Below are 26,861 nucleotides of genomic sequence, written 5' to 3' on the forward strand. Positions count from 1 at the left end.
CCATTCTTCCCTTGCCAGTTTTCCCGTTACCGTTTACTCTTTTCATGTGACCTCCTTGCTTTCCGTTGTTTTCGTTCAAAAACATGGTAGCAGGTGAGGTCATACCTTCGTTTCAACTAAGTTTAGGACACTTTCCCGAAGCGAGCTTGCCAGAATAAAAGGACGGCACGTCCGAAAGCCGAAAGGGGCGCATGTATAGCCAATCCGGCGGCCACCGGTTTTTTCGCTTAAGTTGCCAACTCTTCCAATTTTTTCCGGTTTCCATCACCCCTCCGGGCATGGTAAACATTACCGTATGAACGAAGCCAGACCGTCCGCCATAATCATCCTGCCGGAGAGGGACAGCCGCCTTGCGCGGGAGTATTCAACGATCCTCGCAAAGGCCGGGTGGGACGTGCGCCTGGGAACCGTGGCGGACAGGCCTGCCGCAGGCTCGTTCATCATTCTCGGCTTTGACGTGGCGGCGGAGAACCCGGCGCTGGCCGCAGCCGTCCCCGCCGACAGGCTGGTGATCGATTTTCATTACTCCAGTGAATACGAGGAGGGTGAAGCCCGTCCGTTCCACCTTCTCGACTATGTCACAGTCATAGTCCACGATCACGAGGCCGAGAGGCTCATCCGCGAAAAACTGCGCTCCATCAACTGCCGCACGGTGATGTTCCCATACGCTCCGGAAGGCTCGCCAGTTGCGCTTAAAGATATTGGCGAGCGGAAAATTTTCACCCCGGACAGGTTCCGGGGGCATCCGTGGCTTGCGGGGCTTTCCGTTGAATTCGTGCCGGAACCGTTTCCGGACACGGTTCCAAAGGGGAGTTTTATCGCCTCGCCGGAATACGACGTTTCGCTGTGGCCCCTTATAGCATGGGGGGCCGGTGGCGGAATGCCCCTTGTATTGCCCGCAGTGACCACCTTCCAGCGCGCCTTTTTCCATGGCGCCCTGTTGTTCGACCCGGCCTCGGAAGAGGACTTTAAAATCAAGGTGGCGGCGATGGCCCGCCCTGATTTTGCCAGGCCGGCGAAAGATAAACTTAAAATCGGCGTCGTGCCGCCGCGTTACGGCAAAAACGCCCCCGGCGGGGCGGAGACGCTGGCCGCCCAGCTTGCCGAGAACCTGGCGGCCAAAGGTCACACAGCGGAGATCCTCACCACCCGCACCGACAGCATGCTGCAATGGAACAACAACCTCCCAGAAGGGGCGGAGAGGGACGGAGCCGTGACGATCCGGCGGTTTGCCGTGGACAACACGGACCAGACCCGTTTTCACCAGATAGGCCACAGGATCAACCGGCGGGAGGAGATAAGCTGGAGCGACGAGGCGGAATGGCTGAGGCTTTCCATACGCTCGCGCGGGATGGAAAATTACATAAAAGAGCACGCGGCCGAATACGACTACCTGTTTTTCATCCCGTACCTTTACGGGACTACGTATTGGGGGAGCCATGTGGCGCCGGAAAAAAGTTTCCTGATTCCCTGCTATCACAAGGAGCCGCCGGCCTTCACCCGGACGCTCCGGCAGAACGCGCAGACGGTGGCGGGGCTGTCGTTTAACACTCTGGCGGAAAAACGGATGGCCGAGTCCGAACTGGGAGTGACCAATCCCGCCTCGTTCGTCATCGGCGCCGGGCTGAACACGGAGGAGAAGGGGGACGCGGCCAGGTTTCGCGCCAAATACGGGACAAACGGCGATTTCCTGTTTTACGTAGGCAGGCTCCAGCGGGAGAAAAACGTGCCGTTGCTGCTGGACCATTACCGGGAATACGTGGAATCGGGCAAACGCTCCTTCGGCCTTGTGTTCGCCGGCAAGGGGGACGTGAAGATAAAGGACGGCGCGTCCGGAGGGATACGCAACATCGGGTTCGTATCCGAGCAGGACAAGATAGACGGGTGCGCCGCCTGTTTCGCACTGGTTCTTCCGTCCACGCAGGAGAGTTTTTCGTTCGTGCTGATGGAGGCGTGGCTTCAGGGGCGCCCCGTGCTGGCCGATTCCCGGTGCAACGTTGCGCGGGAACATATATTCGCATGCGGCGGCGGCCTGTTGTACCAGGGGGCGGAGGAATTCGCGGCGGCTGTCGAAAAACTGCGGGCGAATCCGGAACTCGCAACGGAAATGGGGCGGCGCGGCCGGGAATACGTTCTGGCCAATTTCAAATGGAACGTGATTGTGGACAGGCTCGTGTCCACCCTTTCTTCCGCGGACATCCGCCCGCTGTGGGAGCGGATCGGGGCCGAGGCGCGCGAGAGCATGGAGACATACCGGAAGGCCGCCCGCGCTCCTTTCGCCAGGTGGATAGTGGACACGCAGGAGCGGATCGCCCAGGGGCGCGCCGGCCACGCCGTGCCGACCCAGGACATCATCGCCAACGTGGAGGAGCGTTCCGACATCGCCACCACATACCGTGAGTTTTCAAACCGGGCGATGATCGGCGCCGTCCTTTCGAAACTGCGCGCGGCGATGACACGGCATATACAGAAAAATTACATAGAGATTCTTGAGAGCAAACAGTCCGCCTTCAATAAGGAAGCGGTGCGTTTGTTGAAAAGGCTGTACGACGAATCGCGGGGGAAGCGGGGCTGAGTGGCGTTATGGCTTTTCCCCTCCTTTTTCAAGGAGGGGTGGCGGCCAAAGCCGCCGGGGTGGTAAACAAGCCGCGATGATTATACATGGACCATTATCCCCTCCCGCCTTACTGCTCGGTGGGGTGTTTGAGCGCGAAGCGCGTCACCCCGCCGTCGTATACGGCGGCATGATGAGTCCGGGGTGACCGCCCTTGCGGGCTACAACACCCCGGACAGCGATTCGCTCCCACGAAGACCCCGGTTCTTCAGGAATCCGTGGTCGGCGACCACGGGGAAGCGTTAATGGAGGCGATCACGGGAAAGCGGAATACGGAACCCTAAGGGCACGGCGCGCCGTGCCCCTACGACAGGACGTCCGCGCTCCCAGGCTGATAATCCTGCGCCGGCATTATCGGCAGTCCCGCGTCGGCGAAGCGGGGCTTTGCGTCCTTTAACGTCGTGTCCAGTCCGGGCACGATCAGGCCCGGCGCGATGTCCATCATCGGAAAATAGACGAACTGCTGGGTGAGCAGCTGGGGATGGGGAAGCTGGCCCCCTTCGTCTTTCATCACAAGGTCATCGTACAAAAGCAGGTCTATGTCCAACGTGCGGGGCGAAAACTTGTCCAGCGTCCTTTTGCGCCCCAGCAGTTCCTCAATCCAGCGTATCTCCGCCCGGACGGCGAAAAGGTCCTTGTCCGTCATCGCCTCCACGGCCAGGTTTATGTAATCAGGCTGAGGCTCCTTCACACCCCACGCCTGGGAGCGGTATGAGGGGGAAACGGACACCACTGTGAATCTCTCCCGGAGCATGGCAAGCCCTTCCGGGATGTATTTCTCCGGCTCGATATTTCCGCCCACTCCAAGATATATCCTGGTCATGTCCGCCGGGCGGGTGATTTCCACCGCCACATTGCGAGAGCCGCGCACGGAGCCCGGTTTGGACACGCGCACGGTGACCCTGTCCACCCCGGGGCGGGCGAGGCAATAATTGGCGATCTGCTCCGCCATTTTTTCGATGAGCATGAAAGCCGACGGCTCCACAAGGGCGATGATCCCCTTGGCGATGGACTTGTAGTCCACGGTGTCGGCGATATCGTCGCTTGCGGCGGCGGCCGAGGTGGAGCATTCCAGCCGCAGGTCCACGATCACCTTTTGCCTGATGTTGCGCTCCCAGTCGAACACGCCGATGACGCATTCGATCTCCAGCCCTTCGAGCAAGATTAGGTCGGCCACGCCAAAGAGCCTCCTGTGAATAGAGCCTTATTAAAACATACGGGGGGAGCACGCCACAACCGGCCCGCCGAACTTTAATGTAAAAAGCCTCCGCGAAATGTATAATTGGCGGTAGAACATATTTAATCGCCGGGCAGACGGGGCGGGGGAGCCCCGAGCATAGGGGTGTCGCTCGTATGGTGGACATTAAAGGGAAACGGGCCTTGGTGGTGGACGACTACCACAGCATGCGTGTTACCCTCAAGGAAATGCTCGAACAGGCCGGCCTTGTGGTGACCGAGGCTGAAAACGGCCTTGAAGGGCTGGAAAAAGCCCGCATCGGGAATTACGACATCATCTTCACCGATATCGTGATGCCGGTGATGGACGGGCTGGAGCTTTGCCAGGAGGTAAAGAACAGCGCGGCCATGGCGAAAATCCCCGTGGTGGTGCTATCCACCCACACAGACGCTTCATACCTCGTAAAGGCGATAAACACCGGGGCGGACGATTATGTCCCCAAACCCATAGAGCGGACGCTTTTATACAGAGTCGTTGAAAGGCTTTTGAATGACTGAAGGGGAAAAAAGCCAGAAAGCCGCCATAGACAGGATGATGGTGAAGATAAGCCATCTGGACACCCTGTTAAACCTCGTCGGCGAGGTGATAATCACCTCCAACAACATGACCACCACCAACCGGCGGATACAGGAATTCTACGACCGGTTAAAGCCGCTGGACAAGGTGTCCATGGACATGCTCAAGATGGCCGAGGTGGCCTCCAACCGCACTTCGTCGGACCTGCACAGCCTTGTGATGGACATCCGCATGGTGGAGATACGGTCCACGTTCCAGCGGTTCCGCCGCCCGGTGAGGGACATGGCAAAGGACGCGGGCAAGCAGGTGGAGCTTGTGACCATGGGGGAGGAGACCCTGGTGGACAAGACCATCGCCGAGAAGCTTTACGATCCGCTAAACCACCAGATCAGGAACGCCATAGACCACGGGGTGGAGGACGCCCTGGAGCGGCAACGCGTGGGCAAACCGCTGACCGCCACCATAACCCTTCGCGCCTTCCAGCGGGAGAACAACATCTTCATAGAGATAAGGGACAACGGGCGCGGCATAGACCCGGACTCGGTGGCGCGGGCCGCCGTGGGGCGCGGGATATTGGAGGAAGCGGCCGCCGCCGCCCTTTCCCGGGAAGACAAGCTGGCCCTCATCTACCACCCCGGGCTTTCCACCAAGTCCACCGCCAGCAAGATATCCGGCCGGGGGGTGGGGATGGACGTGGTCAAGAGCAACATCGAGGAACTGGGCGGAGAGGTGATAATAGACACCAACGTTGGGGTGGGGACCACGTTCACATACCGCATCCCCCAGGTGACGGCGGTGAACATACTCGACTGCCTGACGGTGCGCGCCGGGAAAAACAATTTCGCGGTCCCGATACTCAACGTCATATCCACCCTCTCCATACCCTGGGCCAAGACGCTGACCACCCTCAAGCGCGGCAGGTCGATCATTTACTTGGGATCGCTTGTGACGTTATTCGACCTGAACCAACTTTTAGGGGACCCGCCGCTGCCGGAGGAGGAGACGGTGACGGTGGTGATAGTGGAGGGCAAGAACGGGCGGATGGCGCTGCGCGTGTCGGAGCTGCTGACGCCGGAAAAGCTTGTTTTCACCCCCTTGTCCAAGGTGTTCGACGTGCAGGGGATATCCGGCACCACCACCATGAGCGGGAACAAGATGGGGATGGTGGTGGACGTGGTGGAGCTTATCAACCGCTCTCGGGGGGTGGAGCAGGGCGCCGAGCAGGCCGCGTTGAAGGCCATGGCCAAGGCGGAGGAGGCCACCGCCGGAGCGGAAAAGGCGGAGGCGCGGGGCGGGGCGGGGCAACTGGAGGAATCCGCGGGGAAGCGTATAGAGGAAATGGTGGTGCTATCCTCCGACGTCGGCAGGGAGATCGCCCACCGCGAGGAGTTCCTGCTGGAACTCGAAGAAATGATAAAGGACGCTGACGAGCAGATACTCGCCCTTGAGTCCAATCCGCAGGACATGGACATCGTCAACCACATATTCCGCAATTTCCACTCCATGAAGGGCAACCTTATGATGGTGGGGCTTGCCGAGCTTGGCGGGTTCATCCACGAGGTGGAGGTGATATTGGACCAGGCGCGGGGCGGATCGCTGGCCATATCGGCGGACATAGTGGACATCCTGCTCGACTCGTCGGACGCGATAAAGGCGGCCAAGCAGGCGATAGCCGAAGGGCGCGCCCCGGTGATAGACAAGGGGCTGCTAAAGAACATAGAGAAGTACAAGAAGCCGAAAGATGCGGCGAAGGCTGAGCCGGTGGACATCCACCAGCGCACGTTCCACATAGGATCGCTGGAGCGGCTGAACCTTTTCGCCCACAGGTACGCAGGGCACGGCGTTTTTCAGGTGTTCCTTTCGTTCAAGCCAAAGGGGCAGGCGCCGTTCCTTGTGGCGCTGCTCATACTCAAGAGGATAGCCAGGATAGGGCACGTGTTCGGATGCGTCCCCCTCGCCGAGGAGATCGAAAGCCAGAACATCGAAAACCAACTCAAGGTGATGTTCTCCACAAACCTGGACGAGGACGGGGTGAAACGGTTCATCGAAAGCGTTCTCGTGCGCTATTACGACGTGGACGACTACGAAATGCTAAAGACCTCATGACGGGGAGCGGGACGATGGCGGACATAATATTCGCCGGGGAGCCGGGGGAGAAGTTCGGCGGGCTGGAGGCTGTGATGAGCCGCCACGGCGAGCCGTGCGGCCGGGTGGAGATGGAGATGACCGACCCGGAGTTCCTCGAAAAGGCGGAGAAGGCCGAATGCTGCGTGATAATCTCCCGGTTCCACGAAGGGGACCTGGCCTCCATCAAGGCGATGCAGCTTGTGCGGATGAAAAAGCCGTGCGTGAAGTTCATATTCATCACCGCGGAGGAGCTGACCGCGCCGATCCTCACCCTGATGTTCAACGAGGGGGCCTACGGGATATTGCGGGAGCCGGTTTCGGCGGAGGGGGCCGCGCAGCTTGTGCGGCAGGCGATTAAAAAATCGCGGTGGGAGATGGACGAGGCGGCGCTCAACCGGGACCTGCGCCACACCAACGAGGCGCTAAACACGAAAGTGGAACGGCTGGAGCTGGAGTTGAGCCGCGCGCGCGACCTTACCGACAGGCTCGAGCGCCTGTCGTACTTCCTTTTTTCCGACAGGCAGTTCAAGCCCAAAACGGTGAAGATACTGCTTATTTCCGATTCGGCGTACCAGCGCAACGCAATGGAGGGTCTTTTTGGCGGCATGGGTTTCACGGTTACCGCCGCAGGAAGCGCGGAGGAGGCGATCCCGAGGATAAAAAGCGAGAAGCCGCATATCGTGGTGTCCGACCTGGAGCTGCCCGGCATGTCCGGAGTGGATATGGCAAAGGAAGTGAAGGGGCAGAAGGGCTATCCGCCGGTCTATTTCGTCATCCTCACCGCCAACGAGGACAAGGTGGACTATATCCTGTCGCCAGAAACAAAGGTGGACGACTGTGTTATTAAGCCGGGGGACACGGAGAAGTTTTACGGAGTGGCCACGAAGGTGGCGCTGGGGATACTTACGCTTTGAAAGGATTCCCGGCGGCCAGGGGAAAAAGCATAATTCACCACTGAGAACCGGAGGCACAGAGTCAAGATTCTGTCATCCTCAGTGTCTCCGCGCCTCTGTGGTCATGACCGTCCTATTTCTTTTTAAGCTTTTCCGCCTCTACCTTGAGCTTTTTGAGACGGTTTATCATTTTTTCCAGTTTGTCTATCTGCATGTCCGCCTGGCCCAGAATGGTCCTGGCGTTGGTATCCATGTTGTCGAGCCTGTCGGGGAAGGAGTCCCCCTCGCCGGTCATCAGCCAATCCAGCGAGCAGCCGGTGAAATCGCGTATCTTAATCAGGTTTTCGTATTTCGGTATCTTGCCCTTCTGCCAGTAATACTGGAACAATCCTTTTTCGATCCCCACAAGCTTGCACCATGCGTACGGCTTGGTCTGCCCGATGAGGAACTGAAGCCGTTCTTTGAAGGTCTTTAGCGCGGCTTGTCTGGCGGCCTTGGTTTTTGTCGGCGGCATGATCGTAAATCCCCCCAATAAAGGTAGATATTCATTGGCTCCACCAGTAATAAGTTTAGCAGATAGTTTGAATATAATCTTGTAAAAAAATCAGCCTATTCCGGTATCCATCCCGCCAATCCTCCTCAATGCGCCGCGCCAGTGATAAAATGCATAAAGTCTCCCGCCGTCCGGCGGGCTTTAAAATGGAGGGTGACAAATGAAAGCTCCGCGCAAAATCCTCATCGGCGGCGAATGGATCGCCACGAAGCAGTCCTTCGAGGTATTCAATCCCTACACCGGGAAGATCGCAGGCCACGTTTGCCAGGCCGGGAAAAAAGAGGTGGACACTGCCATCAAGGCGGCCACAAAGGCTTTCGCGCAGACCCGCTCCATGGGATCGGGCAAGGTGGCCGCTTTACTAAAACGCGCCGTGCACGGCCTGATACGGCGCAAAAAAGAGCTTGTGGACACCATCGTTGCGGAGGCGGGGAAACCTGTGACCCTGGCCGGGCAAGAGGTGGACAGGACCATCATCACCTTCACCATCGCCGCCGAGGAGGCAACCAGATGCGATGGCGAACTTATCCCGGCTGATGTGGATCCGCGCGGCGAGGGGCGCTATTGCATCGTGAAAAGGTTCCCGGTGGGGGTGGTGGCCGGGATATCCCCTTTCAACTTCCCGCTAAACCTGGTTGCGCACAAGGTGGCCCCGGCCATTGCCTCTCGCAACACCATCGTGCTGAAACCATCGTCCAAGACGCCGATGACAGCGCTGCTGCTTGGCGAGATACTCACGGAGGCGGGGATCGTCCCCGGCCAATACAACGTGGTCCCGTGCAACAGGCAGACGGGTGAAATCCTGGCCACCGACGAGCGGATCGCCAAGGTGACGTTCACAGGCAGCCCGCCGGTGGGATGGAGGCTTAAGGAGATTTGCGGACGCAAGAGGATAACCCTGGAGCTTGGAGGGAACGCCGCCGCCGTGGTGATGGACGACGCGGACATTCCATGGGCGGTCAGCCGCATCGTGGCCGGGGCGTATGGATACGCCGGGCAGGTGTGCATCAGCGTCCAGCGGATTTTGATTCACAGGAAGATTTACGCCAAGACCGTGCGGGCGCTGATAGCGGAGATAAAGCGGAGCGCGAAAGTGGGCGACCCTAAACGGCCGGATGTGATGGTGGGGCCGATGATAGACGGCGCGGCGCTTTTAAAAACGGCGGAGTGGGTGAAAGAGGCGGTGGCCGGCGGAGCAAAGGTGTTGACCGGCGGCAGGCGGCGCGGGCCGTGTTATGAGCCGACGCTGCTTGCCAACGTGACGCGGACGATGAAGGTTGTGTGCCGGGAGGCGTTCGCCCCCGTCGCCGTCGTCCAGCCCTTTGGAACGTTCGACCAGGCGATGAATTTGGTGAACGATTCGGATTTCGGGCTGCAGATGGGGATATTCACGAAGAACATGGCGTCCGCCTTCGGCGCGTTCGAGCGGGCGGAGGTGGGGGGAGTGATAGTGAACGATTTTCCCACGTTCCGGGTGGACAACATGCCATATGGCGGTGTGAAGATGTCCGGCTTCGGGCGCGAGGGGATAAAGTACGCCATGGAGGAGATGACGGAAAGAAAGGTGATGGTGATAAGGCCGTAGGCCGCGGGGCTGTTAAAGTATTGATAAAATCCTTGCCCTGAATTACAATGTAATTCAGGAGAACAAGGAGCGATATATGTCAGCCAACGCACTGGTCCAGGCCCGGATTGACGCGGCAATCAAAGAAGAAGCCGCGGCGGCGCTGGCGGCCATGGGATTGACCGTGTCCGACGCGGTGCGCCTGTTGCTTACCCGTGTGGCCAAGGAGCATACGTTGCCTTTCGAGCCTCTCGTCCCCAACGCTAAAACGGTGAAGGCAATGAAAGAGGCGCGGCGCGGCGAGCTTGCCTCGTTCAGGAATATTGCCGGCTTGATGGCCGACCTGAATGAGGACGATTGAGCGCACCGGCCAGTTCAAGCGCGACTACAAACGCGAAATCAAGGGCCGTAACCGGCCGGTTCTGGAAAAAGAATTTCCGGATGTTCTCGCGGCGTTGTTGGCGGACAGGCCATTGCCAGAGAGGCATCGCGACCATCCGCTGGCCGGCGAGTGGAAAGACCATCGAGACTGCCATATAAAACCCGACCTGATATTGATCTACCGCAAGCCCGATTCCACAAGATTACAGATGGTGCGGCTGGGTTCGCACTCGGAACTTGGATTGTAAGGGGCTGTGGGCTATCCGGCCCGCAAAGAATCCATGGTCAGGCGGCCACGGGGAAGCTTCACTTTATACCTTGACGCTCGGCGGGGTGTTTGAGCGCGAAGCGCGTCACCCCACCGTTTTATTTGTAGCGCCGGCGTCCCGCCGGCAATTGCCGCCAGGATGGCGGCGTTACATCAGGAGAGTCCGGGGTGACCGCCTTTATGGGCCACAACACCCCGGATAGCGATTGAAACGCCTGCGGCGCGCTTTCAGCCGCGCCCTCTTTTCGCCAATGTTTTAGCCATGGACTTCCCGGTGAGCGCCAGGAACACGATGGCGGAGGTTGTCTCGATCCATCCCGGCACGGCGGCGGCCCCCATGCCCATTACGGCCACGGGATTTATTCCGCTCCATCCATATAGCGCGTCGAGAGCAACTCCCATGGCAATCGAGCAGACCGCTATGGCGGAAAGGTAGATGGCAAGCGACCTTGTCCCCATCCTGTCGCGGATCAACATTATCGAGCCTATGTTGGTGGCCGGGCCGGAAAGGAGGAACACCAGCGCCGCTCCGGGCGAAAGCCCCTTGATGATCATCGCCGCCGCCAGAGGAGTGGAAGCCGTGGCGCAGATATACATCGGCACGCCGATCAGGAGCATCACAGGCATGGCGATATAATTTGAATGCGGAATGGAGTTGAAAAAACCTTCCGGCACGATCACGGTGATAAACCCCGCCGCCGCCACCCCCGCCAGCATCAGCAAGGCCATGTCGTCAATCATCTCCACGAATGCATAGCGTATGGCCGATTTGATTTTGGAGGTGAAACCTGCTTTGCCCCCCTGCGCCGATGACGTTGCGCAGTCCGCGCAGTCCGTGGGGCAGGCGTCATTAACCGTCATGACGGTTTTCCCGGGAATGTCCTTTGTCCCGAACATGTTTTCCAGCAAGCCTGCGGCCATGGCCGTGAAGAACGCGGCGATGGGGCGGATCACTGTCATTAACGGATCGAGCAGGGCGTATGAGACAGCTATGGAGTCCACCCCCGACTCCGGGGTGGAGATCAAAAAAGCGCTGGTGGCGCCTTTCGTGGCCCCCATTTTCCTCAAGCCCATCGCCGCCGGGACCACCCCGCAAGAGCACAGCGGCAGGGGGACCCCGTATAGCGCCGCCCGTACCACCGGGCCGATGCCGCCGCCGCCGAGTTTTTTTTCGACGAAGCCTGAGGGGGTGAATTCCTTTATCAACCCGGCCAGGGCGAATCCGCCGAGCAGGAAGATGGCCGATTCCTCCAGCACATCCCAAGCCCCCGCCAGGATTTGCGCGGCCATGTCCATTTAACGTTTCTCCGCCCAGCCATTTTTATTAAGTCAATTATAAGCGCTATCCTCCGGCGGGCTTGCGAAAAAGAGTGAACATTGACTTGTGCCGCCTCCATAAATATAATTCACCCTGATCGAGTCCAGAAAAACTTGCGATCCTAAAAGGCCTTTTCGGGCCGGTCGAGATTCACAAATGCGTCTGTGCCGGATTTCCGCCGGCGGAAGGTTTTCAGAATGCCGGGTAAGAGCGTAAAAAAGAAGAAAGCGAAGGCCGCAAAGCCCCGCTCCGCCCCCAGGCGAAGGACGGGGAAAAAAGAGATGGCGGACGCTCCCATTGCGGCAAGCCTTATTGAAAAGGCGGAGCGCTATACATACCTGTTTGAAAACCTGAGGGATTACATATATTCCCTGGACGCCACGGCGGGCGTTTCCCGGGAGCTGAGCCCCGCCTTTGAGTCGATCACCGGATGGCGCCCCGATGAATGGATCGGCAAAAGTTTCGAGCCCCTGGTCCATCCGGATGACATCGCAAAGTCAAAGGAGAATTTCAACCGGGCCGTCACCGAAAAACATCCGCCGCCCAACACGCTGCGGATAAAGAAAAAAACGGGCGATTACGTGACCCTGGAGTTCAAGGGCGCGCTTGTGACCGAACACAAGTGGGGCAAGGAGATTTTCGGCGTGGCGCGGGACGTGACCCGGCGCGAGGCCATCATGGCGGAACTTCGGGAGAGCGAGGAAAAATACAGGTCGCTTATAAACAACGCTTCGGACCTGATATACACCGTGGACATGACAGGCAATTTCACCTCGGGCAACGAAGCATGCCTGGCCCTTACCGGCTACAAGTTCGAAGAACTTGTCGGTACGCATTTTTCCAAGGTCGTCCCGGCGGAATACCTGCCTGTGATCCAGCAGAACATCGCAAAAAAAATGAGGGGCGAGGTCCAGACCACCAGGTACGAGATCGAAGTGCTGCGAAAAGACGGGATCCGTGTGCCTGCGGAGATAAGCAGCCGCATGATTCTCGCCCGCGGCAAGCCTGCGGGCATACTGGGGATAATACGGGACATGTCCCCGCACAAGCGCGCAGAGGAAGAGCTCCGGAACGCAAAGGAAATGGCGGAGGAGGCGACCCGGCTCAAGGACAAGTTCGTCTCCCTTGTCTCCCATGACCTGAGGGCGCCCTTGTCCAGCGTCATGAGTTACTTAAAGCTTGTTATGGACGATAACGAAAGTCTGACCTCCGAAAATGCCTCTATGCTAGGCAGGACTGTGGCCATTTGCGGCGGGATGGTCAACATGATAGACAGGCTGCTTAACATAAGCAGGCTTCAGACCGGCGCAATACGTTTAAGGCCGCGTTTTCTGGACGCGCGTTCCGTGGCGGCCCACGCCTTGGAAAGCGTCAGTCCGCTCGCCGAGCAGAAGGGGGTGGAGCTGCGCAACGAAGTGGCGCGCGGCACGCGCCTTTACGGCGATTTTGAAATGCTCGCCGAAGTGGCGCAAAATCTGGTCAGCAACGCCGTGAAATTCTGCCGCAAGGGGGACACGGTCACCGTGTTCAATCCGCCTGGGCGGCCATGCTCTCTGGCGGTGAAGGACACCGGGGTGGGGGTGAATCCCGCGCTGTTGCCGGACATTTTCCGCCACGAGGTGAAGACCACCACCCCAGGCACCGCCGGAGAGCCGGGCACCGGGCTCGGACTGCCGTTCTGCAGGGACATAATGGAGGCCCACGGCGGGACTTTGGAGGTGGAGTCGGTCCCCGGCGCCGGGAGCGTGTTCACATTGACGCTGCCCGTTGTCCGGCCCCTGCTCCTTGTGGTGGACGACAACCAGACGGACAGGGAAATAATCAAAAGCCACCTGCTTGGGCTGAATGTGGACGTCATCGAGGCCGACGGAGCGGCCGAAGGGCTCAAAACCGCCGCCGCACGGGCGCCCCATATTGTGATAATAGATATCCTGATGCCAGGACAGGACGGCATGAGCCTGCTTGCCGCCATGAAGGACAATCCCGCCACATCGCCGATCCCGGTGATAGTGGTCACCTCGGACTCGCAGCTTGAGACAAGAGAGGAGGCGTTCAGGAAAGGGGCGGGCGATTTTGTGTTGAAACCCGTTGACCGCAATGACCTTATCCCCAGGGTGAACAGGTTTTTGATGTAGCGGTCCCTCCGTCCTGAACAGCCCGGGGTGGCCGCCCTGACGGGCTGCAACACCCCGGACAGCAACATACAACGCTCGGCGGGGTGTTGTAGCGCATAGCGCGGTCACCCCGCCGTACTGAAATGGCGGCCTGCCCTTATGCCTGGTTTCCACCATTCCTTGTCCTCGGCTGTATCAAATAAAATTTATTTTCATGCAAAATCCGGCTTCCAAACTGGTATTATTTAAGATTCAGGCTCCCCGGCGCCTGACGCGGTGAAAACTGCCCCTTTTGGTGGTGTGTCCGGCAACACATTGAAGGAACACGCGGCGGAACGTCCGGTTAAAAGGGCATTCGCCGCTTGGGGTGTTTGATCCGGTCATGGATGGAGCGCCCTGGCCCGCTATTTGGCGTTTATCGCGCCGGGCGGGCCGGGCTTGTTGGGTGTCAGCATAGAAGGAATTTAGATGAAAAGCCACGGGTTGACGGAAAAATTCGGGTTATACGACCCCAGGTACGAGCATGACGCCTGCGGCGTCGGATTCATAGCCCACTTGAACGGCAAGAAGAACCATTGGATAGTCACCAAGGGGATCGAGATACTGGAGAACATGGTCCACCGCGGCGCCCTTGGGGCGGAGAAGAACGCGGGGGACGGCGCCGGGATAACCACACAGGTCCCGCACGAGTTTTTCCTGAAGGTTTCCACGGAGTTGGGGATTTCCCTGCCGCATCCGGGCGAATATGGTGTGGGGATGATGTTCCTGCCGCCCGCCAAGGGGGCGATGGAGGAATGCAAGGAGATATTCGAGCGATGCTCCCGGGAGTCCGGCCAGGAGATACTGGGCTGGCGGCAGGTACCGGCGGACAATTCGACCATCGGCGAATCAGTCCGGGCGGTGGAGCCGAAGGTGTTCCAGGTGTTCATAAAGAAAGGCTCTTCCGCGCGGGACAAAGAGGCCTTTGAAAGGAAACTGTACGTCATCCGCAAGTACTCGGAGCGGTGCGTGCGGGAGAGCGGCATCAATGGGGCGGAGCATTTTTACATATCGTCCCTTTCGAGCAACACCATCGTGTACAAGGGGATGCTAACCCCCCATCAGTTGAAGGAATATTACCCTGATCTTGGCGACCCGAGCTTCCGGTCCGCCCTGGCGCTGGTGCACAGCCGGTTTTCCACCAACACCATGCCAAGCTGGAAGCTTGCGCACCCGTTCCGGTACATCGCCCACAACGGGGAGATAAACACCCTGCAGGGGAACAAAAACTGGATCCGCGCGCGCGAGTCGCTTTTCAAGTCCGACCTGTTCACCCCGGACGAAATGGCCAAGCTTCTGCCCATCGTGGGTGAATCCCAGTCGGACTCCGCCACGCTGGACAACGCCGTGGAGCTCCTGGCCCTTTCGGGCCGCTCGCTTCCGCATGTGATAATGATGATGATCCCCGAGGCGTGGAGCAACGACCGGGAGATGAGCGAGGAGAAAAAGGCGTTCTACGAATACCACGGCGCTCTGATGGAGCCGTGGGACGGCCCGGCCTCCGTGGCGTTCACCGACGGGCGGGTGATCGGCGCCACGCTCGACCGCAACGGGCTGCGCCCCTCGCGCTACCTGCTCACCCATGACAACCTGCTTGTGATGGGGTCCGAGGCGGGCATCCTGAACATTGCGCCGGAGAACGTGAAGCTCAAGGGGCGGTTGCAGCCGGGGCGCATGTTCGTGGCCAGCATAGACGAAGAGCGGATAATCCCCGACGAGGAGATAAAAAAGAGGATATGCTCGCGCAGGCCCTATGCACAGTGGCTCGCGGCGGAGAAGATAGAGCTTGGAAAGCTTGCCCAGCCGAAAAAGACCCAGCAGCCGGAGCATTCCACCGTGATCCAGCGCCAGGCGCTGTTCGGCTATTCGCTCGAGGACCTTGAGATCCTCCTGGCCCCGATGGCGGTCAACGGGGTGGAGGCGCTCGGCTCCATGGGGACGGACACGCCGCTTGCCGCCCTGTCAGACAAGGCGCATAACCTGTTCAATTATTTTTACCAGCTTTTCGCGCAGGTGACCAACCCGCCGATAGACTCCATTAGGGAAGAGTCCATCATGTCGCTGGTGTCGTATGTGGGGATGGAGCAGAACCTGCTCACAGAGACGCCGGAGCATTGCCGGCTCATCGAGCTTCCCCAGCCGATATTGACCAACGACGACCTGGAAAGGCTGCGGTGGGTGGACCGCAAACATTTCCAGACCAAGTCCATCTCCACCGTGTTCAAGGCCACGGCGGGGGAGAAGAGGCTGGAAAAGGCTGTCGAAAGAATATGCAGGCAGGCTTCGGAGGCCATTTCCGAAGGGTACAACGTGCTGCTGCTCACCGACCGTGGGGTGGACTCCGGCCACGCCGCCGTCCCGTCGCTTCTGGCGGTGGCGGCTGTGCACCACCACCTCATCCGCGAGGGTGAACGGGCCAAGTGCGGACTGATAATCGAGACCGGCGAGGCGCGGGAAGTGCATCATTTCGCGCTGCTGCTCGGGTTTGGCGCCAGCGCCATAAACCCGTACCTTGCCTTCGAGTCCATTGAGGACATGCGGCTTCGGGGGATGCTCGGCGATGAGATTTCGCATGAGAAGGCCCAGGCCTATTTCATCAAGGCGATAAACAAGGGATTGCTCAAGACCATCTCCAAGATGGGCATTTCCACCATCCAGTCGTACATCGGCTCGCAGATATTCGAGGCGGTGGGGCTGGGCCCGGAGTTTGTGGACAAGTATTTCACCGGCGTGACGTCGCGCATCGGCGGGATCGGGATAGACGAGGTTGAAGAGGAGACATTGATAAGGCACCGCTACGCCTACCAGGAAGGCAGGCCGCCGGACGGGCTTGAGGTGGAGGCCGGCGGGCAATACCAGTGGCGCGAAAGGGGGGAGCGGCACACGTGGAACCCGCGCACCATACCGTTGCTGCAACAGTCGGCGCGGACGGGAAATTACGAGATGTTCAAGGAGTTCTCCCGGGTGATAAACGACCAGGCCCGGAGCATGAACACCATCCGGGGCCTTCTGGAGTTCTCCAACCTGTCCCCTGTGCCGATAGAAGAGGTGGAGCCGCTGGAGAACATCACGCGCCGGTTCTTCACCGGGGCGATGTCTTTCGGGTCTATAAGCCGCGAGGCGCACGAGACTCTTGCGATAGCGATGAACCGGCTCGGCGGCCGGTCGAACACCGGTGAAGGGGGAGAGGACCCGGAGAGGTTGAAGCCGCAGCCGGAGGACAACAACAGGCGGTCGGCCATCAAGCAGGTGGCCTCCGGAAGGTTCGGGGTGACCTCCAACTACCTGGTGAACGCCGACGAGCTCCAGATAAAGATCGCCCAGGGCGCCAAGCCGGGCGAGGGGGGGCAGCTCCCCGGCCGGAAGGTGGACAAGGTGATAGCCCGGGTGCGGCATTCCACGCCGGGGGTGGGGCTGATTTCGCCGCCGCCGCATCACGACATATATTCGATAGAGGACCTGGCGCAGTTGATCTTCGACCTGAAGAACGCCAACAACCGGGCCAGGATAAACGTGAAGCTCGTTTCCGAGGCGGGGGTGGGCACCATCGCCGCCGGTGTGGCCAAAGGGCACGCCGAGGCGGTGCTTATCTCCGGATTCGACGGAGGCACGGGCGCCTCTCCGCAAAGCTCGATAAAGCACGCCGGGCTGCCGTGGGAGCTTGGCGTGGCGGAGACCCATCAGACATTGATGAGGAACAACCTGCGCGACAGGATCGCGCTGCAGACAGACGGCCGGATACTCACCGGGCGCGACCTTGCCATCGCCGCGCTTTTGGGGGCGGAGGAATGGGGCGCGGCCACCGGGGCGCTGGTGGTGAGCGGGTGCATCATGATGCGAAAATGCCACATGAACACCTGCCCTGTGGGGGTGGCCACCCAGGACGAGGAGCTTCGCAAGTTCTTCACCGGCAAGCCGGAGTACATCGTCAATTTCTTCCGCTTCATGGCGATGGAACTGCGGGAGATCATGGCGATGCTCGGCTTTAGGACCGTCAACGAGATGGTGGGCCGGGTGGACAAGCTGGCCCCGCGCAACGGGGTGACGCACTGGAAGGCCAAAACGCTGGACTTTGGCGGGATACTGACCCCGGCAAAGTCCCCCGGCTGCGCTCCATACAAAACACAGGAGCAGGACTTCGGGCTGGAAACGGCCATAGACCACACTTTGATAGAGATGGCGCGGCCCGCTCTGGAATCCGGCGAGATGGTGCGCGGCGAAGTGGCCATTAGAAACTTGAACCGCGCCGTGGGCGCCATGCTGTCGGCGGAGATATCCCGCAAGTACGGAGAGGACGGCCTGCCGGACGACACCATACGGATAAAAGTGAAAGGGACCGCCGGGCAGAGTTTCTGCGCGTTCGGCGCCCGGGGGCTCTCCTTCGAACTGGAAGGGGAGGCCAACGACTATTTCTGCAAGGGGCTTTCGGGGGCCAGGGTGGTGCTGTATCCGCCCAAGGAGTCCACTTTCCCCGCGCACGAGAACGTTATCGTGGGCAACGTGGCCTTCTATGGCGCCACCAGCGGAGAGGCGTTTATCCGCGGCATGGGGGGCGAGCGGTTCTGCGTGCGCAACTCCGGGGCGAAGGTGGTGGTGGAGTCCGTGGGAGACCACGGCTGCGAGTACATGACCGGCGGCCGGGTGGTGATCCTTGGAGAGATCGGGAAGAATTTCGCGGCCGGGATGAGCGGCGGCGTCGCCTACATACTCGACACCGGGTCGCTGGCCGGCAGGATAAACATGGAGATGGTGGAACTGGAGAAGCTTGAGGACGAGGACGAGATCAGGGAGATCAAGACCATGATCCAGAACCACCTTGCGTACACCGAAAGCCCGGTCGCCAAAGCGGCGCTGGACAGGTGGGACGATTCTCTTTCGCGGTTCATAAAGGTGATGCCAAGAGATTACAAGCGGGCCCTGGCCGAACTGGCCACGCAATCGGCCGCTTTGCGGATGGAGGAAGTGTAAGGATATGGGAAAGATCAGGGGTTTTTTAGAGTACGAACGCAAGACCCATCAATATCTGCCCGTGACGGAACGGGTGCGCAATTATAACGAGTTCTCGGTGTTGATGTCCGACGACGAGACCCGCACCCAGGGGGCGCGCTGCATGGACTGCGGCGTGCCGTTCTGCCATTTCGGGTGCCCGTTGTCCAACATCATCCCGGACTTCAACGACCACGTTTACAACGGCCGCTGGCAGTATGCCCTCAAGACGTTGATGTCCACCAACAACTTCCCGGAGATCACCGGCAGGATATGCCCCGCCCCGTGCGAGTCCGGCTGCGTGCTGGGGATCATAAAGCCGATGGTGGCCATAAAGAGCATCGAGCTTGCCATCATCGAGCGCGGGTACCGGCACGGATATTTCACGCCAAAGCCTCCGGTGAGCCGCACGGGCAGGAAGGTTGCGGTGATAGGCTCCGGCCCGTCCGGGCTCGCGGCGGCCGACCAGCTTAACAAGGCTGGCCACACGGTGACGGTATATGAACGGTCCGACAGGATCGGGGGCCTTCTGCGATACGGCATCCCCGATTTCAAGCTGGAAAAGAAAGTGCTCCAGCGCAGGCTGGAGGTGATGGAAGCCGAAGGGGTGACCTTCATTCCGGGGGTGAACGTGGGGGTCACCATGCCGGTGTCCGCCATCCAGCAGGGGAGCGACGCCATAGTGCTTGCGTGCGGATCAACAATACCGCGCGACCTGCCCATCCCCGGCCGCGACGCGAAGGGGGTCCATTTCGCCATGGACTTTCTCACCCAGAACAACAAACGGGTGGCGGGGGACAAGATCGCCCACAAGGACGAGATCACCGTCAAGGGCAAGCATGTGGTGGTCATCGGGGGGGGGGACACCGGGTCTGACTGCGTTGGCACATCCATCCGGCAGGGCGCCGCGTCTGTGACGCAGATAGAGCTCCTTCCCAAGCCCCCGGTGGGGCGCACGGAGGAGACGGCGTGGCCGGCTCATCCGGGGCCGAAGATGTTCTCCACCTCGTCTTCCCAGGCGGAAGGGTGCGAGAGGGACTTCTCCGTGCAGTCCAAGGAATTTTTAAAGGACGCCAAGGGGCATGTGAGCGGTATCCGGCTTGCCCGGCTGGAATGGGAAGACGTGGCCAAGTTCAAGTACAGCGAGATCGCCGGCTCGGAGTATGTGCTCAAGGCGGACGCGGTGTTTCTGGCGATGGGATTCCTTCACACCGATCCCAAGGGGCTCGTCGAGCAGCTTGGGGTGGAAAAAGACCCGCGCGGGAACATCAAGACCGGAGCCGATTACAAGACCACCGTGGACGGAGTGTACAGCGCGGGAGACGCCCGGCGCGGCCAGTCGCTGGTGGTGTGGGCGATTTCCGAAGGGCGCGAATGCGCCCGCGAGGTGGACAAATATTTGCGCGGGGGCGCCTCGTGGCTCGAATCGAAGGATCATTCCTACTGCGAAAAGGTTTAGGGATTTAAGCCACGCAGGCGCGGAGTCACAGAGTTAAGAGATTGCTTCACCGTGGTCGCCCGACCACGGTCTTGGGACATCGGCAAGGATACCGTGGTCAGGCGGGGCTGTTGCCCAAAAGGGAAAACACGCGAAACGAACGCTGTCCGGGGTGTTCTTCACCCCGGACTCTATGTTTATAAGAGTGCTAAACTCTTGACTTTGGGACATCGGGGTGAAGAACACCCCGATGAGCATTTGGGCAAACTCGTTTTTCCGCTCGGCGTAGTGTTCTTCACCCCACCGTCTTCGTTATACCGCCATCCTGGCGGCAATTGCCGGCGGGACGTCGGCGCTGCAAAAGAAAATCCGGGGGGAAGAACACCCCGGATAGCGCATAGCGAGCCGCTTAACAAAAAAAGGCGGGTCAAAAGACCCGCCCCATTCTTAACGTCCAGTTAAGCTATCTTGCCCTGGCTCCGGGGCGGAATCCGCCTCTTGAGCGCGGCCTGAAGCTGTTGAACCTTCTGCCGCCAGCCTGGTCCACTATAGGCCTGGAATGAAAGTCCGCCGCCGCAGGATGGAACGGATGCTCCTTGTCCACAGGTATCTGGGCGCGTATCACGCGCTCGATGGCCCGCAGGAAGTCCTTCTCGTCGCTGTCGCAAAGGGATATGGCCGATCCGCCGGCCCCGGCGCGCGCCGTGCGGCCTATGCGGTGAACGTAAACCTCCGGTTCGTTTGGCATCTCAAAGTTGATTACATGGGTGATCCCCTTGATGTCTATCCCGCGTGAGGCTATGTCCGTGGCCACGAGCACCCGGGCGTGTCCTTTGGAGAAATTCTCCAGCGCCTTGGTGCGGGCTCCCTGGGACTTGTTCCCGTGGATCGCCTCGGCGCGGATCATGTTCCGGTTGAGTTTTTCGGCGATGTTGTTCGCCTTGTGCTTTGTGCGCGTGAACACCAGCGCGCGGCTGATCGCCTCGTCCTCGAAAAGGGAGAGCAAAAGCGCCTCTTTGTCCTTTTTTTCCACGAACAGGGTCTTCTGCTCCACCTTCTCGGCGGTGGAGGAGACCGGGGCCACCTTCACCTCCACGGGGTTTTTCAGCATCCCGTGGGCAAGCCGGGCCACTTCCGAGGGCATGGTGGCCGAGAAGAACAGGGATTGGCGCGCCGAAGGTACGGCGGCGATTATCTTTTTAACGTCATGGACGAAGCCCATGTCCAGCATCCTGTCCACCTCGTCGAGGGTGAAAATCTCCACCTTGTCGAGGAACACTAGCCGCTGGTTCATAAGGTCAAGCAGCCTGCCGGGGGTGGCCACCAGTATGTCCACACCCCTTTCGAGGGCGCGGGCCTGGCCAAAGATTCCCACACCGCCGTAAACGACGGCGGTGAAAAGGCGCAGATGGCGCCCGTAGGCGCGGAAACTCTGGTTGATCTGGTCCGCCAGTTCCCTTGTGGGAGTGAGGATCAGCGCGCGCGGCGATTTCTTTTTCGCCGGGACGCCGGAGGCCGCCAGCTTCTGCAGCGTGGGCAGCGCGAAGGCCGCCGTCTTGCCGGTGCCGGTCTGGGCGCATCCCAATAGGTCCCGGCCTTCCAGAAGGTATGGGATGGACTGGGCCTGTATGGGCGTGGGATGTTCATATTTGGCGCCGTTGAGGGCGCGTAAAAGAGGCTCTATAAGCCCCATTTGTGAAAACGAGGAAATAGTCATTCCTTTGGTGTTCCTGAATAAATGTGAATGAAATGCATTGACGCGGAAAGTTGATTGGCGCCGAGGCGCCGGGCGCCCCTTACCAGGAGCGCCGCGCCGGCTTTGCCTTGCGGGGTTCGGCCTGATTGACCTTCATGTTGCGGCCCTGCAGGTCTTTTCCGTTGAGCGCCTTGATGGCCCTGTCCGCGTCGGAATTGTTCATTTCGACGAAGGCGAAGCCGCGTGAACGGCCGGTCTCACGGTCCGTGATGAGTTTCAACGATTCCAGCTCGCCAAACTCCTCGAACAACGGGCGAAGATCCGACTCGGTGACGTTAAAGGCGAGGTTTCCAACAAAAATGTTCATGGTACGCTATAGATCCTTTGCAAAAAAAATGTTAGGTCCGCCGGTGGTCACACGCGGCGCGGCCAGTGAGCCGAACTTTGGAAGTAATGTCTGAGGCGGGTTTAAGGCGTCAGCTTCAGCCAAAATTTGGCATAAACAATAACTACCTTGTTAATGTACCAGCTTTTCAGGATTATTCCTAGAAGTATTTTCAAAATAGAAGAAGGGCGCCTGTCAACCTTCCGGATTGGCGCTATATTAGACACAGATGGTGTCGGGGCGATGGCGCGTATCGTGAAAGGCTCCCGGCGATGGAAGAAAAATATACATTCAGCGGGTTGCTTCCTGCGATCAGGAGATATTTCTATATCATCCTGTTCTGCTGGACGGCGATAATCATCGCCATGGCCGTCTGGGACCAGAGGCAGGTGCGCGGCTTCACATTCCAGAGCGCCAAAAACGAGGCCATTGCAAACCTCAACAAGGACATCGCGTTCCGTGAATGGGCAGCGATGCATGGCGGGGTGTATGTGCTCGTGGACGAGAAGACTCCGCCAAATCCTTATCTGGCCGGCATCCCCGACCGAGACTTGGAGACCGCTTCCGGCAAAAAACTTACATTGATGAACCCGGCGTACATGGCGCGGCAACTGAACGAATATTTTTCCCGGACCGGAAGGATATTCGGCCATATCACAAGCCTCAAGCAGAAAAATCCCGTCACCAAGCCTGACAAATGGGAGGAGGCCGCCTTAAAGGCATTTGATAAAGGGGAAAAGGAAAAATTGGAGATGGTCGAAATGGACGGCAAGCCCCACCTGCGCCTGATGCAGCCGATAATGACCAAGCAGGGATGTCTTAAGTGCCATGACACACAGGGGTACAAGGTGGGCGATGTGCGCGGCGGGGTGAGCGTGTCCGTCCCGATGGACTATTACTACAGCGAGGAAAGAAAGGAGCTTTACTTGCATATAGGCGTGTATTCCTCGCTCTGGATTTTAGGCGCCCTGGGACTTGCGGTGAACTACCGGTATCTGAGCAGGGCCGCCGGGGAAGTGGTGGAGGCGGAGGAAAAGCTCGTGCGCACCAACAAGGAGCTGGAGCAATTCGCATACGTGGCCTCCCACGACCTGCAGGAGCCGCTTCGGACCGTCACAAGCTACCTGCAGATACTAAGCTTAAGCTACGCAGGCAAGCTGGGGAAGGACGCGGACCTGTGCATCAATTTCGCCGTGGACGGCGCCAAGCGGATGCAGGAGCTGATCCATGACGTGCTGGCGTATTCCCGGCTGACAGGCAAGTCCGGCCCGATGAGCAAGGTGGACCCGGGCGAATGCGTTACTTCGGCGATGGAGGCGCTCAATCAGAAGATAAGCGAAAGAGGGGCGCAGATTAAATACTCGGCCATGCCGTCCGTGATGGGGGACAAGGACCAGTTGACGGACATTTTCCACAACCTTCTGGATAACGCGATAAAGTTTACGAGCGCCCAGAGCGTTCCAGAGATCAGGATCACCACCCGGACCGGGAATGGAATGTGCGTTTTCAGCGTGGCGGACAACGGGATCGGGATAGAGCCGCGGTACTTCGACAGGATATTCAAGATGTTCCAGCGGCTGCACACCGGCAGGGAATATCCCGGCACAGGGGTGGGGCTTGCCATATGCAAGAAAATAGTGGAAAACCACGGCGGGAAGATATGGCTCGAATCCACTCCGGGGCAGGGAACACATATACACTTCACGATCCCGCTGGCCTTGTAAATCCCCCGGCGCTTGACAAGGGACAAAACAGGATGCAGACAATAAGTAGGTATGGTCTATGGACGCATAGAGTGGACTGTGTGCGTGTGGAGGGCCATAGGGGGTTTGGCGCAGCTTTAACGGGGATTCAGGTGCATGAATCTTATCTATAGGTTTGCATATGGCACGGTCAGCGGTGTTAAGCGAACCGGTCCCTGGCGAAGACCGGGCGGCCATGAAAAAGCTGGAGGGCAAATACCTGACATTCGTCCTCGGTGAAGAAGAGTACGGGCTGGACATCACAAGGGTCAAGGAAATCATAGGCGTGATGGAGGTGACCCATCTCCCCAAAACACCACATTTCATCAAAGGGGTGATCAACCTTCGCGGGAAAGTCATACCCTTGATAGACCTTCGCCTCAAATTCGGCATGCAGGAGGCGCGGTACACAAGGGAGACGGTGTTCATCGTGGTGGAGGTGTCCGGGGTGCAGATGGGCATCATTGTGGACACTGTCAAGGAAGTGCTGGACATTCGCGCGGCTGACATTGAGCCTCCCCCAAAATTCGGCACGAGGCTGACCGCGGACTTTATTCTTGGCATGGGCAAGGTGGCCGGCAAGGTGAAGATCCTTCTGGACATTGAAAGGGTACTCACCGGAGAGGAAGCGGCAATGCTTTCTAGCCTGGCCGAAAATATGGAGGACAAGCCATGAACTTCAAAAATCTGAAACTAAGCGCCAAAATCGGCAGCGGCTTCGCGGCGCTTATCGTCATCGCCATGGCGTTAGGCGGCCTTGCCGTGTGGAACATGCTGGGAGTGCGGGAAGGAGCGGAAATGCTCGACCGCGAGTATGTCCCTGAAGTGGCGTTGGCAAGCAAGATCGAAAGCCTGACGCTGCGGACCATGGTGGACATGCGCTCCTACGGGTACACCAGCGATGAAAAACTGCTGGCGTCCGGCAGGAAGAACATCGCGGAACTGAAAAAGACTATCAAGGAAGCCGACGAGCTTGCGGACAAATCACCACACCTTGTGACGCTCAAGGCCTCCGTTGATGAAGTGGCCAAGTCCGTGGCGGAGTGGGAAGGGCTGGTCAACGAGACCGAGAAGGAATTCACCGCCATAGCCGGGCACAGGGAGGAGCTGGACAAAGCGGCCAAGGCATTTATGGACAACAGCTATAAATACCTGGCTGATCAGGACGCCAAGCTCAAGAACGAGTCAACTGGCAAGGCCCAGACATCAAAGCTTGTTGAGCGCTACCACAAGACGGTTCTTATTAATGATGTGATCGATCTGGGCAATGCTATGCGGCTTGGATCATGGAAAGCCCAGGCTCTTCGCGATTACTCCGCCTTGGACGAGGCTCGGGCCAAGATGCCTGAAGTGGACAAGAAGCTAAAGCAGATCGTGGACATGACCAGCCAACAGGCGAACCTGGATCAACTGGCGTCCATTGAAAAAGGCGCCGACGATTACGACAAGGATCTGGGCGATCTGGCCGAAAGCTATAAGAAGCTTGCCCAAATAGGCGAAAAGCGGCTTGCGGCGGCGAACCTGGCGGCGGCCAAGGCCTCCAAAGTGGCCGCGGCCGGGATGGAGGCAACCACCAGGATAGCCGACGAGGCGGTGGATGATCTGTCCACGGCGTCGTGGGTGATGATAATCGGGCTTACGGTGGCGGCCGTTGTGGGCGTGGGGCTGGCCTACCTGATCACCAGGGCAATCACAAAGCCTGTGGCGGTCATCATTGAAGGCTTAAGCGACGGCTCCGATCAGGTGGCGGCCGCATCCGGCCAGATATCCTCCGCAAGCCAGTCGCTGGCCGAAGGGGCGACCGAGCAGGCCTCCGCTTTGGAGGAGACATCCGCTTCGCTCGAGCAGGTGTCCTCCATGACAAGGCAGAACGCCGACAACGCGGGGCAGGCCTCTTCGCTGGCGCTCCAGACGCGCGCTGAGGTGGAGAAGGGGAGCCAGACCATCGGCGACATGATCAAGTCAATGAGGGCGATCAACAAATCGTCCGAAGAGATCGCCAAGATCATAAAGGTGATCGAGGAGATCGCGTTCCAGACCAACCTGCTGGCCCTCAACGCCGCGGTGGAGGCCGCGCGCGCGGGCGAGCACGGCAAGGGCTTTGCCGTGGTGGCCGAAGAGGTGAGAAACCTCGCCCAACGGTCGGCGACTGCGGCAAAGGACACCGCCGCGCTTATCGAAGACGCTGTCAAAAAGGCGTCCGAAGGGAGCGAGATGGCGGACAAGGCCGGCGTGGTGCTTTCCGGCATCCTGGAGAGCGTGAAGAAAGTCACCGACCTTATAGGGGAGATAGCCTCCGCATCCGGCGAGCAGGCGCAGGGGGTGGACCAGGTGAACACCGCCGTCTCCCAGATGGACAAGGTGACCCAGCAGAACGCGGCAGGGGCGGAGGAGACCGCCGCGTCGTCCGAGGAGCTTTCCGGACAGGCGGAGCATATGAAGGAGATGGTGGACGCCATGGTGGCGCTGGTGGAAGGAGCGTCCGCGGCCGGCGACGGACGGCGCAGGGCGTTGCCCGAACCGGGGACAAAGGCGCGGCGCATGAAGGCGCTGGCGGCGCCCCGCATGGAAAAACGCCACGAAGGCGCGCCGGAGCGCGCGGACAAGACCGGAGGCGCAAGGGAGCGCCATGAGGACGTCATTCCGCTTGATGAGGACAAATAGGAAGCAAGGCGTCTTGTCCGGTGAAGCCGGGGGGCCAAACTCCCCGGCTTCAAAGCGTTTTATTGACTACACAGACGCCGCGAAATATTAATGCTTCGCCGTGGCCGCCCCGGGCTGTTGCCCAAATGCTCATCGGGGTGTTCTTCACCCCGATGTCCCAAAGTCAAGAGTTTAACACTCTTATCAACATAGAGTCCGGGGTGAAGATACTCACTCACATGTCAAGCCTAATTGTTTGCCGCACGGAATGCTTTGGCAGAATCAAACTCCTCACCATTTTTAAACATCCCCCATATCGCCACCAACAGCTTTCTCATCACCGCCAC

18 protein-coding genes are annotated in these 26,861 nt (G+C 59.3%); 13 read left to right on the forward strand and 5 right to left on the reverse strand.

Features of this window, described 5'->3' with window-relative positions:
- Positions 1 to 295: 295 nt before the first annotated feature.
- Positions 296 to 2,575, forward strand: coding sequence for a glycosyltransferase family 4 protein (locus tag HZB29_02405; protein MBI5814443.1), 2,280 nt, complete (start codon positions 296 to 298; stop codon positions 2,573 to 2,575).
- Positions 2,576 to 2,918: 343 nt separating this feature from the next.
- Here the strand turns inward: HZB29_02405 and folK are convergent, their stop codons facing one another.
- Positions 2,919 to 3,791, reverse strand: a complete 873-nt coding sequence (gene folK / locus HZB29_02410; protein ID MBI5814444.1) for a 2-amino-4-hydroxy-6-hydroxymethyldihydropteridine diphosphokinase — start codon at positions 3,789 to 3,791, stop codon at positions 2,919 to 2,921.
- A gap of 176 nt (positions 3,792 to 3,967) precedes the next feature.
- On the opposite strand from folK, the gene HZB29_02415 reads away from it, so the two are divergent.
- From HZB29_02415 to HZB29_02425, 3 genes are read left to right on the forward strand one after another with little or no spacing between them, the layout of a single operon-like run.
- Positions 3,968 to 4,348 (forward strand): response regulator, encoded by a 381-nt coding sequence (locus HZB29_02415; GenBank protein MBI5814445.1) that lies wholly within the window; start codon positions 3,968 to 3,970, stop codon positions 4,346 to 4,348.
- Positions 4,341 to 6,473 (forward strand): chemotaxis protein CheW, encoded by a 2,133-nt coding sequence (locus HZB29_02420; protein ID MBI5814446.1) that lies wholly within the window; start codon positions 4,341 to 4,343, stop codon positions 6,471 to 6,473. The genes HZB29_02415 and HZB29_02420 overlap by 8 nt, the downstream gene beginning before the upstream one ends.
- Positions 6,474 to 6,487: 14 nt before the next feature.
- The gene (locus tag HZB29_02425; GenBank protein ID MBI5814447.1) at positions 6,488 to 7,408 is read left to right on the forward strand and encodes a response regulator; all 921 of its coding nucleotides are present in this window, start codon (positions 6,488 to 6,490) and stop codon (positions 7,406 to 7,408) included.
- A 112-nt stretch (positions 7,409 to 7,520) separates the two neighbouring features.
- On the opposite strand, the gene HZB29_02430 is transcribed toward HZB29_02425, so the two are convergent.
- On the reverse strand, positions 7,521 to 7,901 hold the full coding sequence (locus HZB29_02430) for a helix-turn-helix domain-containing protein (GenBank protein ID MBI5814448.1): 381 nt from the start codon (positions 7,899 to 7,901) through the stop codon (positions 7,521 to 7,523).
- Between the two features lie 199 nt (positions 7,902 to 8,100).
- Here HZB29_02430 and HZB29_02435 point away from each other — a divergent pair, with 199 nt between their 5' ends.
- The 3 genes from HZB29_02435 (at position 8,101) to HZB29_02445 (ending at position 10,133) form a co-directional block, all read left to right on the forward strand.
- Positions 8,101 to 9,525 (forward strand): aldehyde dehydrogenase family protein, encoded by a 1,425-nt coding sequence (locus HZB29_02435; protein ID MBI5814449.1) that lies wholly within the window; start codon positions 8,101 to 8,103, stop codon positions 9,523 to 9,525.
- 76 nt (positions 9,526 to 9,601) lie between these two features.
- Positions 9,602 to 9,865 (forward strand): type II toxin-antitoxin system RelB/DinJ family antitoxin, encoded by a 264-nt coding sequence (locus tag HZB29_02440; protein MBI5814450.1) that lies wholly within the window; start codon positions 9,602 to 9,604, stop codon positions 9,863 to 9,865.
- Entirely contained in the window at positions 9,852 to 10,133 is a 282-nt protein-coding gene (locus HZB29_02445) for a type II toxin-antitoxin system YafQ family toxin (GenBank protein ID MBI5814451.1), read from the forward strand. Before HZB29_02440 ends, HZB29_02445 begins: the two co-directional genes overlap by 14 nt.
- A 248-nt stretch (positions 10,134 to 10,381) precedes the next feature.
- Here the strand turns inward: HZB29_02445 and HZB29_02450 are convergent, their stop codons facing one another.
- Positions 10,382 to 11,449, reverse strand: a complete 1,068-nt coding sequence (locus HZB29_02450; protein ID MBI5814452.1) for an SO_0444 family Cu/Zn efflux transporter — start codon at positions 11,447 to 11,449, stop codon at positions 10,382 to 10,384.
- Between the two features lie 219 nt (positions 11,450 to 11,668).
- Here HZB29_02450 and HZB29_02455 point away from each other — a divergent pair, with 219 nt between their 5' ends.
- The 3 genes from HZB29_02455 to HZB29_02465 all read left to right on the forward strand — a co-directional run bounded on the left by HZB29_02455 (position 11,669) and on the right by HZB29_02465 (position 20,069).
- A complete protein-coding gene (locus tag HZB29_02455) occupies positions 11,669 to 13,606 on the forward strand; it encodes a PAS domain S-box protein (protein MBI5814453.1) in 1,938 nt (645 codons plus the stop codon).
- Positions 13,607 to 14,053: 447 nt separating this feature from the next.
- Positions 14,054 to 18,592, forward strand: coding sequence for a glutamate synthase large subunit (gene gltB / locus HZB29_02460; protein MBI5814454.1), 4,539 nt, complete (start codon positions 14,054 to 14,056; stop codon positions 18,590 to 18,592).
- Between the two features lie 4 nt (positions 18,593 to 18,596).
- Positions 18,597 to 20,069, forward strand: coding sequence for a glutamate synthase subunit beta (locus tag HZB29_02465; GenBank protein ID MBI5814455.1), 1,473 nt, complete (start codon positions 18,597 to 18,599; stop codon positions 20,067 to 20,069).
- Between the two features lie 442 nt (positions 20,070 to 20,511).
- Here HZB29_02465 and HZB29_02470 read toward each other — a convergent pair whose 3' ends face one another.
- Both HZB29_02470 and HZB29_02475 read right to left on the reverse strand, forming a co-directional pair.
- Positions 20,512 to 21,765, reverse strand: coding sequence for a DEAD/DEAH box helicase (locus tag HZB29_02470; GenBank protein MBI5814456.1), 1,254 nt, complete (start codon positions 21,763 to 21,765; stop codon positions 20,512 to 20,514).
- A gap of 79 nt (positions 21,766 to 21,844) precedes the next feature.
- Positions 21,845 to 22,111: an RNA-binding protein gene (locus tag HZB29_02475; protein MBI5814457.1), complete on the reverse strand. Its 267-nt coding sequence runs from the start codon at positions 22,109 to 22,111 to the stop codon at positions 21,845 to 21,847.
- 290 nt (positions 22,112 to 22,401) lie between these two features.
- Here HZB29_02475 and HZB29_02480 point away from each other — a divergent pair, with 290 nt between their 5' ends.
- The 3 genes from HZB29_02480 to HZB29_02490 all read left to right on the forward strand — a co-directional run bounded on the left by HZB29_02480 (position 22,402) and on the right by HZB29_02490 (position 26,535).
- Positions 22,402 to 23,853 (forward strand): DUF3365 domain-containing protein, encoded by a 1,452-nt coding sequence (locus HZB29_02480; protein MBI5814458.1) that lies wholly within the window; start codon positions 22,402 to 22,404, stop codon positions 23,851 to 23,853.
- Between the two features lie 160 nt (positions 23,854 to 24,013).
- On the forward strand, positions 24,014 to 24,547 hold the full coding sequence (locus HZB29_02485) for a purine-binding chemotaxis protein CheW (GenBank protein ID MBI5814459.1): 534 nt from the start codon (positions 24,014 to 24,016) through the stop codon (positions 24,545 to 24,547).
- Entirely contained in the window at positions 24,544 to 26,535 is a 1,992-nt protein-coding gene (locus tag HZB29_02490) for an MCP four helix bundle domain-containing protein (GenBank protein MBI5814460.1), read from the forward strand. Before HZB29_02485 ends, HZB29_02490 begins: the two co-directional genes overlap by 4 nt.
- The last annotated feature ends 326 nt before the right edge of the window (positions 26,536 to 26,861 follow it).

This window comes from Nitrospinota bacterium, assembly GCA_016235255.1.
Lineage (GTDB): Bacteria > Nitrospinota_A > UBA7883 > UBA7883 > JACRLM01 > JACRLM01.

Excerpts from the sequence above, each read along its gene's own strand:
- HZB29_02415 (MBI5814445.1), top strand. The coding sequence starts at position 3,968 with ATGGTGGACATTAAAGGGAAACGGGCCTTGGTGGTGGACGACTACCAC.
- HZB29_02470 (MBI5814456.1), bottom strand. The coding sequence starts at position 21,765 with ATGACTATTTCCTCGTTTTCACAAATGGGGCTTATAGAGCCTCTTTTA.
- HZB29_02405 (MBI5814443.1), top strand. The coding sequence starts at position 296 with ATGAACGAAGCCAGACCGTCCGCCATAATCATCCTGCCGGAGAGGGAC.
- HZB29_02430 (MBI5814448.1), bottom strand. The coding sequence starts at position 7,901 with ATGCCGCCGACAAAAACCAAGGCCGCCAGACAAGCCGCGCTAAAGACC.
- HZB29_02435 (MBI5814449.1), top strand. The coding sequence starts at position 8,101 with ATGAAAGCTCCGCGCAAAATCCTCATCGGCGGCGAATGGATCGCCACG.
- gltB (MBI5814454.1), top strand. The coding sequence starts at position 14,054 with ATGAAAAGCCACGGGTTGACGGAAAAATTCGGGTTATACGACCCCAGG.
- HZB29_02480 (MBI5814458.1), top strand. The coding sequence starts at position 22,402 with ATGGAAGAAAAATATACATTCAGCGGGTTGCTTCCTGCGATCAGGAGA.
- HZB29_02425 (MBI5814447.1), top strand. The coding sequence starts at position 6,488 with ATGGCGGACATAATATTCGCCGGGGAGCCGGGGGAGAAGTTCGGCGGG.
- HZB29_02420 (MBI5814446.1), top strand. The coding sequence starts at position 4,341 with ATGACTGAAGGGGAAAAAAGCCAGAAAGCCGCCATAGACAGGATGATG.
- HZB29_02485 (MBI5814459.1), top strand. The coding sequence starts at position 24,014 with ATGGCACGGTCAGCGGTGTTAAGCGAACCGGTCCCTGGCGAAGACCGG.
- HZB29_02445 (MBI5814451.1), top strand. The coding sequence starts at position 9,852 with ATGAGGACGATTGAGCGCACCGGCCAGTTCAAGCGCGACTACAAACGC.
- HZB29_02450 (MBI5814452.1), bottom strand. The coding sequence starts at position 11,449 with ATGGACATGGCCGCGCAAATCCTGGCGGGGGCTTGGGATGTGCTGGAG.
- HZB29_02465 (MBI5814455.1), top strand. The coding sequence starts at position 18,597 with ATGGGAAAGATCAGGGGTTTTTTAGAGTACGAACGCAAGACCCATCAA.
- HZB29_02490 (MBI5814460.1), top strand. The coding sequence starts at position 24,544 with ATGAACTTCAAAAATCTGAAACTAAGCGCCAAAATCGGCAGCGGCTTC.
- HZB29_02440 (MBI5814450.1), top strand. The coding sequence starts at position 9,602 with ATGTCAGCCAACGCACTGGTCCAGGCCCGGATTGACGCGGCAATCAAA.
- HZB29_02455 (MBI5814453.1), top strand. The coding sequence starts at position 11,669 with ATGCCGGGTAAGAGCGTAAAAAAGAAGAAAGCGAAGGCCGCAAAGCCC.
- HZB29_02475 (MBI5814457.1), bottom strand. The coding sequence starts at position 22,111 with ATGAACATTTTTGTTGGAAACCTCGCCTTTAACGTCACCGAGTCGGAT.